Source organism: Pseudarthrobacter sp. CC12, assembly GCF_039907755.1.
GTDB lineage: Bacteria > Actinomycetota > Actinomycetes > Actinomycetales > Micrococcaceae > Arthrobacter > Arthrobacter niigatensis.
Window position 1 is genome coordinate 50,887 of record NZ_JARDJH010000007.1, and the last position, 12,551, is coordinate 63,437.

11 protein-coding genes are annotated in these 12,551 nt (G+C 68.5%); 9 read left to right on the top strand and 2 right to left on the bottom strand.

Going from position 1 to position 12,551, the window contains the following annotated elements:
• Positions 1–45 precede the first annotated feature (45 nt).
• From murI to rdgB, 4 genes are all read left to right on the top strand, one after another.
• On the top strand, positions 46–1,074 hold the full coding sequence (gene murI, locus PV772_RS07865) for a glutamate racemase (RefSeq protein ID WP_141160079.1): 1,029 nt from the start codon (positions 46–48) through the stop codon (positions 1,072–1,074).
• Positions 1,071–1,868: an MBL fold metallo-hydrolase gene (locus tag PV772_RS07870; RefSeq protein ID WP_141160080.1), complete on the top strand. Its 798-nt coding sequence runs from the start codon at positions 1,071–1,073 to the stop codon at positions 1,866–1,868. Before murI ends, PV772_RS07870 begins: the two co-directional genes overlap by 4 nt.
• A 69-nt stretch (positions 1,869–1,937) precedes the next feature.
• Positions 1,938–2,696, top strand: coding sequence for a ribonuclease PH (gene rph / locus PV772_RS07875; RefSeq protein ID WP_141181812.1), 759 nt, complete (start codon positions 1,938–1,940; stop codon positions 2,694–2,696).
• On the top strand, positions 2,693–3,340 hold the full coding sequence (gene rdgB / locus PV772_RS07880) for an RdgB/HAM1 family non-canonical purine NTP pyrophosphatase (RefSeq protein WP_141181811.1): 648 nt from the start codon (positions 2,693–2,695) through the stop codon (positions 3,338–3,340). The genes rph and rdgB overlap by 4 nt, the downstream gene beginning before the upstream one ends.
• 86 nt (positions 3,341–3,426) lie before the next feature.
• Here the strand turns inward: rdgB and PV772_RS07885 are convergent, their stop codons facing one another.
• Positions 3,427–4,221: a VTT domain-containing protein gene (locus PV772_RS07885; RefSeq protein WP_347885811.1), complete on the bottom strand. Its 795-nt coding sequence runs from the start codon at positions 4,219–4,221 to the stop codon at positions 3,427–3,429.
• Positions 4,222–4,303: 82 nt separating this feature from the next.
• Here PV772_RS07885 and PV772_RS07890 point away from each other — a divergent pair, with 82 nt between their 5' ends.
• Positions 4,304–5,362 (top strand): exonuclease domain-containing protein, encoded by a 1,059-nt coding sequence (locus tag PV772_RS07890; protein ID WP_347885812.1) that lies wholly within the window; start codon positions 4,304–4,306, stop codon positions 5,360–5,362.
• Positions 5,363–5,441: 79 nt separating this feature from the next.
• Positions 5,442–5,921 carry a DUF4395 domain-containing protein gene (locus tag PV772_RS07895; RefSeq protein WP_141181809.1) on the top strand — a complete coding sequence of 160 codons (480 nt, stop codon included), beginning with the start codon at positions 5,442–5,444 and terminating at the stop codon, positions 5,919–5,921.
• Here the strand turns inward: PV772_RS07895 and PV772_RS07900 are convergent.
• On the bottom strand, positions 5,902–6,987 hold the full coding sequence (locus PV772_RS07900) for an ADP-ribosylglycohydrolase family protein (RefSeq protein WP_347885813.1): 1,086 nt from the start codon (positions 6,985–6,987) through the stop codon (positions 5,902–5,904). The genes PV772_RS07895 and PV772_RS07900 overlap by 20 nt on opposite strands.
• A 197-nt stretch (positions 6,988–7,184) precedes the next feature.
• Here PV772_RS07900 and PV772_RS07905 point away from each other — a divergent pair, with 197 nt between their 5' ends.
• Genes PV772_RS07905 through PV772_RS07915 form a run of 3 tightly spaced genes read left to right on the top strand, consistent with a single transcriptional unit; the run spans position 7,185 to position 12,429 of the window.
• Positions 7,185–8,111: an aquaporin gene (locus tag PV772_RS07905; RefSeq protein WP_347885814.1), complete on the top strand. Its 927-nt coding sequence runs from the start codon at positions 7,185–7,187 to the stop codon at positions 8,109–8,111.
• A 56-nt stretch (positions 8,112–8,167) separates the two neighbouring features.
• Positions 8,168–9,346: an exonuclease SbcCD subunit D gene (locus PV772_RS07910; protein ID WP_347885815.1), complete on the top strand. Its 1,179-nt coding sequence runs from the start codon at positions 8,168–8,170 to the stop codon at positions 9,344–9,346.
• On the top strand, positions 9,343–12,429 hold the full coding sequence (locus PV772_RS07915; protein ID WP_347885816.1) for an SMC family ATPase: 3,087 nt from the start codon (positions 9,343–9,345) through the stop codon (positions 12,427–12,429). Before PV772_RS07910 ends, PV772_RS07915 begins: the two co-directional genes overlap by 4 nt.
• Positions 12,430–12,551: the final 122 nt, after the last annotated feature.

The window sequence follows — 12,551 nt, forward strand, 5'->3', positions numbered from 1 at the left end:
AAGATGATGACTGACGCTTCCGGGACCACCTATCCTCGAATAACCATGACAACAGCCTCGAGCGCGGAACCGTCGGCGGAAACACAGCCCGCGGCCGCAAGCGACGTGCCGGCGGCCGCCCCGGAAGCCCGGCCCATCGGTGTCTTCGACTCCGGTGTGGGGGGACTCACCGTGGCCCGCTCCATCATCGACCAGCTTCCCAACGAATCGATCCTCTACGTGGGAGACACAGCCCACGGCCCGTATGGGCCCCTGCCCATCGCCGAGGTGCGTGCGAACGCCCTGGGCGTGATGGACGAACTCGTGGACTCCGGAGTCAAGCTGCTCACCATCGCCTGCAACTCGGCGTCGGCCGCTGTCCTGCGGGACGCCCGTGAACGGTACACGGCCAAGTACGGCATCCCCGTCATCGAGGTGATCCAGCCCGCGGTCCGCCGCGCCGTCGCTGCCACCCGCACCGGAAAGGTGGGCGTTATCGGCACATCCGCGACCATCGGGTCCCGCGCTTACGAGGACACCTTCGCCGCAGCGCCCGACCTGGACATCACCTCCGTGGCGTGCCCGGAGTTCGTCAGCTACGTGGAAGCCGGCATCACCACCGGCCCGGCCCTGCTCGCCGTTGCCGAAGAATACCTCGCGCCGCTGAAGGCCGCCGGGGTGGACACCGTGGTGCTGGGCTGCACCCACTACCCGCTGCTGACCGGCGTCATCTCCTACGTCATGGGCGCCGACGTCACCCTGGTCTCCAGCGCCGAGGAGACCGCCAAAGACGTCTACCGTGCCCTTGCCACCCACAACCTGCAGCGCACCTCGGAGGCCCCGCCCGAGCACCACTTCGTAGCCACCGGTGACGCCGGGCAGTTCGAGGCGCTCGCCCGCCGGTTCCTGGGCCCGGAAGTCCTTTCAGTCCGGCACGTGGACCACGTGGCTGCGCAGTACCCCACGGGGAGCCTGGCGCGCATTACTCCGGAGATGATCGCCGCCGCGCAAAGCGCACGCAACCGCCCCAGGATCTCAAACTTCGTGGGCGGCGGGCTCGCCGGAGCGCGCCGCGGTGGAGGGTCCGCCCAGTGAAGCTGACCATCGTGGGATGCACGGGCTCATTCCCCGGACCCGGCTCCCCGGCGTCGTGCTACCTCTTGACCGCCACCGACGGCGAGCGGACCTGGAAGGTGGTGATGGACCTCGGCAGCGGAGCCTTGGGTGCCATCCAGCGCTACACCGACCTGGAGGACATCGACGCGATCTTCCTCACCCACCTGCATCCTGACCACTGCATGGACCTGTGCGGGCTGCATGTTGCCATCCGCTGGAAGCCCGGTGGCTGGGGCCGGGGCAGGATCCCCGTGTGGGGCCCCGCCGCCACGGCAGACCGGATGGCCACCGCCTACGGCCTGCCCCTGGATCCCGGTATGCACGAAGAGTTCGATTTCACCAACTGGACAGAACGCGAACCCGTGACCGTGGGGCCGTTCACCATCACCCCGTTCGCCGTGAACCACCCCATCGAAGAGGCCTACGCCCTCCGTGTGGAAGTGGTGGAGCCCGGCAGGGACGGCGTTCCGGTGTCCCGTGTCCTGACTTATTCCGGTGATACTGACTCCTGCGCCGGACTGGAGGAAGCTGCCAAGGACGCGGACCTGTTCCTGTGCGAGGCGGCCTTCGAAGAGGGCCGCGACGACGGCATCAACGACGTCCACCTCACGGGCAAGCGTGCCGGCGAGGCGGCAGCGGCCGCCGGTGCACGGCGCCTGCTGCTGACCCACATCCCGGTGTGGACGTCGCAGACCACCGTGATGGCCGAAGCCCGCCCGGTGTTTCCCGGCGACGTGGCGGTCGCAGTGGCGGGCGTCCACTACACCATCTAGCGACGCCGGATCCCGGCGCCTGGGTCCATGGCGCCTGCCTGCCGCGCGGGCACTCGATAAGCTAAAGGCATGACATCTGAAGCAACAGCAGTGCCCGTAGTGCGCGCCGACGGCCGTGCCCCCGACCAGCTCCGGCCCATCAGCATCACCCGCGGATGGTCCAACCAGGCTGAGGGATCGGCGCTGATCGAATTCGGCAACACCAGGGTGCTCTGCACGGCATCGCTGACCGCCGGTGTGCCGCGCTGGCTCAAGGGCGAGGGCCGCGGCTGGGTCACGGCCGAGTACGCCATGCTGCCGCGCGCCACCAACACCCGTTCGGACCGGGAATCCGTGAAGGGAAAGATCGGGGGCCGCACGCACGAGATTTCACGCCTGATCGGACGTTCGCTGCGCTCCATCATCGACACCAAGGCCCTGGGCGAGAACACCATCGTGTTGGACTGCGACGTCCTCCAGGCCGACGGCGGGACCCGGACCGCAGCCATCACCGGCGCCTACGTGGCTCTTGCCGACGCCATCCGGTTCGCCCGCGACACCAAGCTCATCGCCAAGAACGCCCAGCCGCTCATCGACACGATTGCGGCGGTATCCGTGGGCATCATCGACGGGGTTCCCATGCTGGACCTGCCCTACGTGGAGGACGTGCGGGCCGAGACCGACATGAACGTGGTGGTCACCGGCTCCGGCAAGTTCGTTGAAGTGCAGGGGACGGCTGAGGGTGCCCCGTTCGACCGGGACGAGCTGAACCAGCTCCTGGACCTGGCTCTCCTGGGCACGGCCCAGCTGGCTGCCATCCAGCGCGAGACCCTGGCGGACACCCTGTGAGCGGTGCGGCTCCCCGGCTGGTGCTGGCAACGCACAACAAGGGCAAGCTGCGCGAACTCCGTGAACTGCTGCGCGGACAGGTCCCGGGGCTCGACGTCGATACCCAGGTGGTGGACGCCGCCGCGGCGGGTGCCCCGGACGTCGTCGAGAGCGGCGTGACGTTCGCCGAGAACTCCCTGCTGAAGGCGCGGGCGGTGGCCGGCGCCACCGGACTGGTTGCCATCGCCGACGACTCCGGCCTGGCCGTGGACGTCATGGGTGGGGCCCCCGGCATTTTCTCCGCCCGCTGGGCGGGACGCCACGGTGATGACGCCGCCAACCTCGAACTGCTGCTGAACCAGCTGTCCGACGTTCCCGACGAACACCGCGGTGCCGCGTTCGTGTGCGCCGCCGCCCTTGCCATGCCCGCGGACGCGGAGGGGCCCGGGCGCGAGGTGGTGGAGTACGGGCAGCTGGAAGGCGTCCTGCTCCGTGAACCGCGGGGCGCCGGCGGCTTTGGCTACGATCCGGTGCTGCGGCCTGCCGGCGAGAACCGTAGCTGCGCCGAGCTGTCCGCCGAGGAAAAGAACGCCATCAGCCACCGCGGCAAAGCCTTCCGGGCACTGCTGCCGTCCATCGTGGCGGCACTTGAATCGGCAGGCTAAAAGCCTGCGGCAGGGCGGCTTTCCAAAAAAGGTGCGCACCCCCGTGGGTGCGCACCTTTTTGGCGGTGGTGGACGTTGGCGGACCGCTACTCCGGCCGCTGGCCCTGGATGTTGCGGGGAGTCTTCTGCTCCGCCTCCGGTTCGTGCTCCTCGATGAATTCGTCAACGGTGTCTGTGCCGTAGGCCTGCGCCTGGCGCTTCGCTGACATGCCGCGCAGGATTTCTATGCCGATCGGCACCACCGAGACCAGCACGATGGCGATGAAGATGATGTCCAGGTTGTCCCGGACCCAGGGCACCGTGTCGCCCAGCAGGAACCCGAGCAGGGTCACGCCGCCGCCCCAGAGCACCGCGCCGACGACGTTGTAGATGAAGAACTTGCGCTTGCTCATCTGCGCCACGCCGACGATCACGGGGACAAAGGTCCGGATGATGGGAACGAAACGGGCCAGGATAAGCGCCTTGCCGCCGTGCTTCTCAAAGAACGCGTGCGCGCTCTCGACGTTCTCGCGTTTGAACAGTTTGGAGTCGGGCTTGTTGAAGAGCGCAGGGCCCGCTTTGGAACCGATCAGGTAGCCTGTCTGGTTGCCGATGATGGCGGAAACCACGATCAGCAGGGCCAGGAGCCAGATGTTGAACTTGATGGTGCCGGTGGCGACCAGCAGGCCGGCGGTGAACAGCATGGAATCGCCCGGCAGGAAGAAACCGACCAACAAGCCGGTTTCGGCGAAGATGATTCCGCATACCAGCAGCACCACCCAAGGGGCGAGCGCAGGATCGGCCAGGAAGACCTGGGGGTTCAGCCAATCGGGCAGGAAGGACGCCATTTTTGGCTGGACCGGTCCCGCACCGCCCAGCATGGACACAGCGAGCTCATTCATCACAGGGAAGTTCACCTTTCAAGGGTACTTGACGGGCATGGGCTCCCCGGGGCTGGAGGTCCGCGGCGGTAAGGTAGGGGCCGTGGGTTTGGACTTTACGGCGATCGACTTCGAAACGGCCAACGGCTTCAGGGGCTCCCCGTGCTCCGTGGGACTGACGAAGGTGAGAGGCGGCAGGATCGTCGCGGAAGCCTCCTGGCTGATGCGTCCGCCGGCGGGATACGACATCTTCGACCACCACAACGTCAGGATCCACGGCATCACACCGGCTGATGTTGCCGGCTCGCCGCGCTTTGGGGAGCTGTTTCCCGAAATAGGGGCGTTCATCGGCGATGACGTGATCGTCGCGCACAATGCTGCCTTCGACCTTGGCGTGATCCGCTCGGCGCTGGAAGTCTCCGGCCTGCCAGGCCCGGCCTACGACTACGTCTGCACCGTCATGCTGTCCCGGCGCTGCTACTCGCTAGTGTCCAACTCCCTCCCGTTTGCCGCCGAGGAAGCAGGTGTTCCGCTGGTTAACCACCACGACGCCGCGGAAGATGCCCGTGCCTGCGCCGGGATCCTCATCGACATCGCCGCCCGCAACGGTGCCAACAGCATCGCCGAACTCTACCTGTCCCTGGGCCTGGCCATGCCGCGGCAGGAGGCCTTCGACCCCGCTACCGGCGACCTGTCAAAGGCCAGCCTCACGGCGCTGGCAGGGAACTCCGGCAACGGGGCGGCCCTGGTCCGCCCGTTCCAGTCCGGCTGGCCGGAGGAAGGACTGAACCCGGAGCCCAACCTGGACGCCGAGCCCGGGCATCCGCTGTACGCCCAGACCGTGGTGTTCACCGGGCAGCTCTCCATCAATCGTCCGGACGCCAAACTTCGCTCGGCCAGGTGCGGCGCGCGGACCGAGAGCCGGGTCACCGCGCGGACTACCGTCCTGGTGGTGGGGGACGGGTTCGTGGCCTCGGACCTGCGTTCGGGCAGGCTCACGGGCAAGGCCCGGCGTGTCCTGGAGCTCCACGAGCGCGGCCAGGCCATTGAAGTGCTGTCCGAAGGCGAGTTCCTGCAGATGGTGGGCGGTGCAGAAGACGCCCGGGAACTTCCTGTCGGCGCCGGGGCAGCCTGGGCCGGTGCCACAGCCGCCGGCGCCTGATCCATCCTGCGGCGGGGCCCGCGGTCATGCGGCGCAACAAAGCTTGGCTGCTCCTGCGGCTGCCTCCTACCCTTGCGGGATGGCCTCCCTGTTCGAATTCCCCAACCCCGTCAATGAGTACGCCGCCCGCACCACGGCAGCGCTCGTGGTGCTGCTCGCCGTCGCCACCGCTGTGGCAAATTCAGGCTGGGGGCTGGCAGCGATCGCCACCGGATTCTGGCTGCGGCTGCTCTTCGGCCCGCGGATTTCACCCCTGGCACTGCTTTCGGTCAAGGTGATCACGCCCCGGCTCGGAAAGGTAAAGCTGGTTGCCGGGCCGCCCAAGCGTTTCGCCCAGGGAATCGGTGCGGCAGTGTCCACCGGTGCCCTGCTCCTCTTCGCCGCCGGTGCGGCGCCGGCAGCCTGGACGCTCCTGGGCATCCTGGTGATAGCTGCGTCGCTTGAAGCCTTCGCGGGATTCTGCCTGGGGTGCACCATCTTCGGGTTTTTGCAGCGCCGTGGCGTGATCCCGGAGGACGTCTGCGAGGCCTGCAACAACATCAGCCTTCGCCGGTCGTAACCTTCACCAACTGATCGGCCATTCGGCGGATGACCTCCGCCGCTTCCAGGGCTTCAAGCCAGGTGGCGGGCAGGCAGGCCTCCCCGTAAAGGGCCCCCAGGATGTTTCCCGCGAGCGCCCCCGTGGTGTCGCTGGCGCCGCTGTGGTTCACGGCCACCAGCATGGCGTTGCGGAAATGCTCAACGGGCTGCGTGTCCGCCCCGTCGGCCGGGGCAGTGGCGATGACGGAATACAGCGCGACGGCGAGTGCTTCCTCCGCTGTCCGGCCCCCGCCGAGCTCGCGTTGCAGTTCCTCGGGGCCGACGAGTCCCTTCTCCGCGAGCCGCAGGGCGGCCGCAAGGCGCTCCGGCAGTTCCGGGGCAACGTTCACAACGGTGCCGGCGTGCGCGGTAACACCGGCAGCGGCGTCCCGCAGGGCCTCACCGGACACCAACCGGTGGATCAGGAGGCTGAAGATGCCCGAACCCTGCCGGGCGGCAGGATGCCCGTGCGTCAGGGCGGCGGCGTTTGCACTTAGCTTATAGACGGCGTCGGGCGTGATGTGTGGCACCAGCCCGAACGGAGCCGAACGCATCACCGTGCCGGTGCCCCTGGCGTCGGGGTTCACCGGGCGCATGGCGGTTCCCATCTCACCGGTGGCCAGACCGCTGAGGCAGTCCTTGTCGGGACGCCTGCGCTGCCTGAGCACCCCATTGCCGTCGATCCAGCGCGGCTGGGGTGCCGGCGCGGAGGGTCCTGCATCCTCACCCTGGGCGGCAAGCCAGCGCAGGTAGGCCAGCCAAACGCACGCGTTCACGTCCGCGCCCACGCCGGAGTTGGCCCACTCCAGCGCCTCCACCAGCCCATCCACCGTGTACAGGGTCAGCTGCGTGTCGTCAGAGAAATGCCCTGGGCCCTCCAGGTCCTCGAACCCGGTGAGGCCCCGCGCCCCGAACCGCTCCCGTATCCCGGCAATGGAATCGGATTGCACGGCGTACCCCAGCGCGTCGCCCAGGGCTCCGCCCAGCAGGGAACCGCGGATGCGGGACGGAAGGGTGGGTGCGGGGATACCGTGGTCAAAGCTCATGGGGTAAATTTACCGTCGCCACGTGGTCCCGCGCTCCACGCGGGGCTACCCCCACCCGGACAGCTGCTGTCCAGCAAACGCACAGCCGCGGCTGGGATACTGCTCGGGTTGCCCCGCGCCGGCACGGACGCCCGGCAGCAGCACCGGAACCACAAAACAGCCCGAACCCAGACCCCCAACAAGCAAAGGTCCCCACCATGAGCACCCCTGTCCCAGCCCGCGACGCACCGCAGCCCGGCGGCACTGTTTCCGCGCCCACCGGCCTGCTGCCCCGCCTGGCGGCCGAGGCGTTTGGCAGCCTCTTCCTGGCAGTGGCCGGCCTGGGCGTGCCCCTGTTCAGCATTCCGCAGTCCAGCCCGGTCCCCTCAGCCCTGGCGGCAGGCCTCGCCGTCACCGCCGCCATGCTGGCCTTCGGGCATATCTCCGGCGGTCACTTCAACCCGGCCATCACCCTGGGGCACCTTCTGGCCGGCCGGATCCGGGCCGGTGCGGCCGCCGCCTACGCTGCCGCCCAGCTCGTCGGAGCCCTGGTGGGCGCCCTGGCCCTGTTCGGCATCCTGCGCACACTGCCCAGCATCCCGGACAGCCGCACGGCTTTCGACACCGTTGCCGCGGGCTTCGGTGAGCACTCCATCATCCAGGCCCCCCTCGCGGCCGTCGTCCTCCTCGAGCTGCTGGGTGCCGCCATCATCGTGGCTGTTTTCCTGGGAGCCGCCGGCCGTGAAGGGGGTGCCCGCACGGTGGCGCCCGTCGCCGTCGGCCTGTCCTTTGCGGCACTGCTGCAGGTGGGCCAGGCGGTGGGAAACCTGCCGTTCAACCCTGCCCGTGCCGTTGCTTCCGCCGTCTTCAGTTCCGGCTGGGCTGTGGAGCAGCTGTGGGTCTTCCTGGTGGCGCCGCTGGCTGGTGCTGCCATCGCGGGGCTGGTGTTCCGGATCGGCGACGTGACCGGTTCCCCTGCGCCCGTTGTGGACGTGGAGTCTGCCGGGGAGGGCACCGACGCTGACGACGATGATGATGCCGACGCTGCTGCCGTGACTGAGCCTGTCCCTGCCGGGGCTGCCCGCGAGGAGAAAGCCCGCGGCGTCAGCGAGGTCCAGGAGTTCTTCGACGGAAAAAGGTCCTGAGCGCCTTTTGCCGCGGCGTTTTCTGCACTGTCAGTGGCTGCCGATAACTTAGGATCATGCGGTTACTTCACACCTCGGACTGGCACCTGGGCCGTTCCTTCCACGGCGTTGGGATGCTCGACGCCCAGCGCTCCTTCGTGGACCAGTTGGTGGCGGCGGTTGAGCGGGAAAGCGTGGACATCGTCCTGATCGCGGGCGACGTCTACGACCGCGCACTTCCCGGCGTGGACGTTGTGCATCTCCTCGATGACGCACTGGTCCGGCTCACTGCCGCAGGCGCGCAGGTGGTCCTCACCAGCGGCAACCACGATTCCGCCATCCGCCTGGGGTTCGCGTCCCGCCTGCTGGAACGCGGGGGAGTGCACCTGCGCACCAGGGTGGAGGACCTCGACCAGCCGCTGCTGATCCCGCTGGGAACGGACGCTGCAGGCGAAGACGCCACCTTGGCGCTGTACGGCATCCCTTGGCTCGAACCCAGGATGGTGGCCGACCAACTGGGCGTGGACACGGCAAGCCACTTCGAGGTCACCCGCGCCGCAACAGGCCTGGTCCGGGCGGACATTGCCCGGCGCGCCGCCTCCGCCACCGTCCACTCGGTGGTCCTGGCGCACACTTTCGCCAGCGGCGGCATCAGTTCGGACAGCGAGCGTGACCTCAGCATCGGCGGAGTGGGAGCTGTTCCCCTGGACCTCTTCGACGGTTTCAGCTACACCGCGCTGGGCCACCTGCACGGCCGGCAAAAGCTGTCCGAATCCGTCAGGTACTCCGGATCACCACTGGCTTATTCCTTCTCCGAGGCCGCCCACCAAAAGGGTGCCTGGCTGGTGGATGTTGGTCCGGAAGGCGTGGCGTCGGTGGCGGAAGTCCTCTGGGAGGCGCCGCGCCCACTCGCCGTACTCCGCGGACCGCTGGAGGAGCTGCTGGCGGATCCCGCCCATGCATGGGCGGAAACCGCCTATTGCCAGGTCACCCTGACCGATGCCCAGCGTCCCGCACGCGCCATGGAACGGCTGCGCGCCAGGTTCCCGGATACCCTGGTCCTGGCCTTCGATCCGCAGGGCGCCGCTGCCACTGCCGAGGCAAGCTACAGCAGCAGGCTCGCCGGCGCACCGGATGACCTGGCCGTCTGCTGCGGGTTCCTGGACCACGTGCGGGGACGGGACGCCGACCCCGCCGAAAGGGCTGTGCTCGCGGCCGCGCTGGAAAACGTCAGGCTCTCGGAGGTGTCGCGGTGAGGATCCACAAGCTGAGGATTTCCGCGTTTGGGCCCTTCGCCGGGACCGAGGACATCGACTTTGACCGCCTGAGCGCGCACGGACTGTTCCTGCTGAACGGGCCCACCGGTGCCGGCAAGACCAGCGTGCTGGATGCCATCTGCTTTGCGCTCTACGGGTCTGTACCCGGTGCCCGGCAGGACGGGAAACGGTTGCGCAGCGACCATGCGGAGCCCGGGCAGGAACCCGCCGTCACGTGTGAGTTCTCCGCGCAGGGCCGCCGCTTCGAGGTGACGCGCTCCCCGGCCTGGGAGAAGCCGAGCGCCCGCGGGAAGAACGGCTTCACGGTCCAGCAGGCCAAGACACTGCTTCGGGAGCGCGTGGGTGGGGACTGGGTGGAGAAGTCCGCCCGCAACGATGAAGCGGGCGCGGAGATCATGGCCCTGCTGGGCATGGACCGTGAACAGTTCACCCGGGTGGTGATGCTGCCGCAGGGTGATTTCGCCGCTTTCCTGCGCTCAAAGGCTGCTGACCGGCTGGACCTGTTGCAGAAGCTTTTCGGCACCCAGAGGTTTGAAGCCCTGGAACAGGAGCTGTCCCGGCAGGCTGCTGCCGCCAGGGAGGACGTGGCGGTCCTGTCAGGGCAACTCGCCCTCCTTGCCTCACGCGCCGAAACCGAGGCCGCCCCCCTGAACCTTCCCGGCGAGGGAGCGCCGCCAACAGACGATATTCCCCGCCGCCTGGCCTGGCTGCAGGCTGCTGCCGCCCTGCGCCGGAACGAGCTCGCGGGGCAGGCTGCGGCCGCCGAGGAGGTCAACCAGGGCCGCCGCGCAGAGGCGGAAACGGAGGCCGCGCGCCACGAACGGCACCGGAAACTCGCCGCAGCTGCCGCCCGGAAAAAGGCCGTGGAGGACGGGGCCGCAGTGCAGGAGGAGCATTCTTCCCGGCTGGTGAGGCACCGGCAGGCAGAGGTTCTCCAGGGGCAGCTGCTGGCGGTCGACGCTGCTGCCGGGAAGGTCCGCGGCGCCGCCGCGGCCGCCGAATCGGCCGTGACCCTGCTGCGGCTCGCCGCCGGGGACGGCGGCGAGTTGGCCCAGCTCGGCGCCGGAACATCAGGGAGTCCACAGTCGAACTTGGGTTCCCCACGGGATGGCTCGGACAGCTTGCCCGGGGCTGTGGAGGAACTGGGCCGCCTGCGTTCGCTGCTGGCCGTCGTCGAGGCACGACTGCCTGACGAAGAAAGGCTCAAGGAGCTGCGGAAGCGGCACCATGGCTTAACCGGCCGGCTGGGTGGGCTGGAGCTCGCCGCGGAGACACTGGGCCAGCGCGCCAAGCACCTGGTGGCCGAACGGGAACAGCTGTTGGAGGGCCTGGACCAGCTGGAAGCGCGCGCTGTGGAGGCCTCTTTGCGGCGCAAGGAGGCGGCCGCTGCGGCGGAGCTGCTGGACGTGGTCAGCCGGTACGGGGAAGCGGCCCAGCGCAGGGATCTCGCCAAGAGCCGCCATGACGATTCCCGGGAGAAGCTCCTGGAGGCCAAACGCCGCTGGCTGGACCTGCGGGAAGAGCGGCTGGCGAACGCCGCATCCGAACTGGCTGCCGGGCTGGTTGCCGGGGAACCGTGCCCTGTCTGCGGAAGTGGAGACCACCCCGGGCCGGCAGATGCGGGAACCGGAGGGCCGTCCCTGGCCCAGGAGGAGGAACAGGCCCACGGCGTGTACGAGGCCGCGGAGGCTGCCAACGCCCGGGTTGCCGCTGATCTGGCCGAGGCCGGGCAAGCAGTGGCTGTCCTCGCCGGCCAGGGCGGGAGCACTCCGATGGATGCTGCACGCTCGGGTGCAGCTGATGCACTCGCTGCGGCAGTGGATGCCGAGGAGGCGGCCGAGCAGCTGCAGGACAGGCGGCAGCGGCTGGAGGTTGTGGATGACAGCCTCAGCCAGGCCCGGGCCACACTGTCCGAAACGGAAGCCGGGATGTCCCAGGCCACCGCGGCCCTTGCCAATCTGGCCGAACAGGTTGCCGCACTGGACACTGCTCTTTCAGGCCTCCGGGGCAACCACCGAAGCCTGGGCACCCGGCTGCGGGAACTTGAGGATGCGGTGGCGGTCCTGGATAAAGCGGTCGAAGCGCAAGTGCGCCTGGATCACGCGCGGCTGCAGGCCGCCGAAGCGCAGGACGCCCTGGAACAGGCACTGCCCGGTGCCGGTTTTGCCACTGCTGACGAGGTCCGCAGCCAGCTCCTTGATGCCGCTGACCTGGCAGCCGTTGAGGCCGCCATCCGTGCCGCCCAGGATGAAGCTGCCCGCGTGGCCGGGCTGTTCGAGTCAGATGACATCATGCTCGCGCAGGAGGAAGCGGCGGCCGGCTTTATCCCGGACGAGGAACGGCTGGCCTCGCTGCGCCTGGACGCTGCGGCTGCCCGGGACCGGGCGCGGGAGGCTGACCTGGCTGCCGGCCTGGCCGCACGCTGCCTGGATTCGTTGAAGGCCATTGCAGCGGATTATGAAGCGCTGGCCGGTTCGTCACGCGAGCCGGCGGAGCGGGCCCGGATGCTTGCCGGGTTGGCCGACGCCGCGGCCGGCCGGGGCGAGAACACGTACCGCATGAGCCTGAACAGTTATGTCCTGGCCGCGCGGCTGGAACAGGTGGCCCTGGCCGCATCCGAACGCCTGGTGGCGATGAGCGACGGCCGATACCTGCTCCAGCACACAGATGCCAAGGCCGCCCGTGGAGCAAAGTCGGGGCTGGGGCTGGAAGTGGTGGACCAGTGGACGGGCTTTCGCCGGGACACCTCCACGCTGTCCGGAGGCGAGTCCTTCATGGCCTCGCTCTCGCTGGCCCTGGGCCTTGCAGACGTGGTCCAGCAGGAATCCGGAGGCGTGGAAATCGAAACCCTGTTCGTTGACGAGGGCTTCGGCAGCCTGGACGACCAATCCCTGGAGCAGGTCATGGATGCCCTTGAAGGGCTTCGCGACGGCGGTAGGGTGGTGGGACTGGTCAGCCACGTCGCCGAGATGAAGCAGCGGATCAGCACCCAGCTGCAGGTAGTCAAGAACCGGAACGGCTCCACGCTGCGGATCTCCGAAAGCCTGGACGCACTTCTCTGACCGTCCCCTGACCGGGCCGATATACTTGTCGGTGTTACCGGGTTGCGCGCATCGGGAGGAGGGACGATGCGCACGTATTGAACGAGCCCAGAAGTGACACCACACATTACCCCGCCACCCAC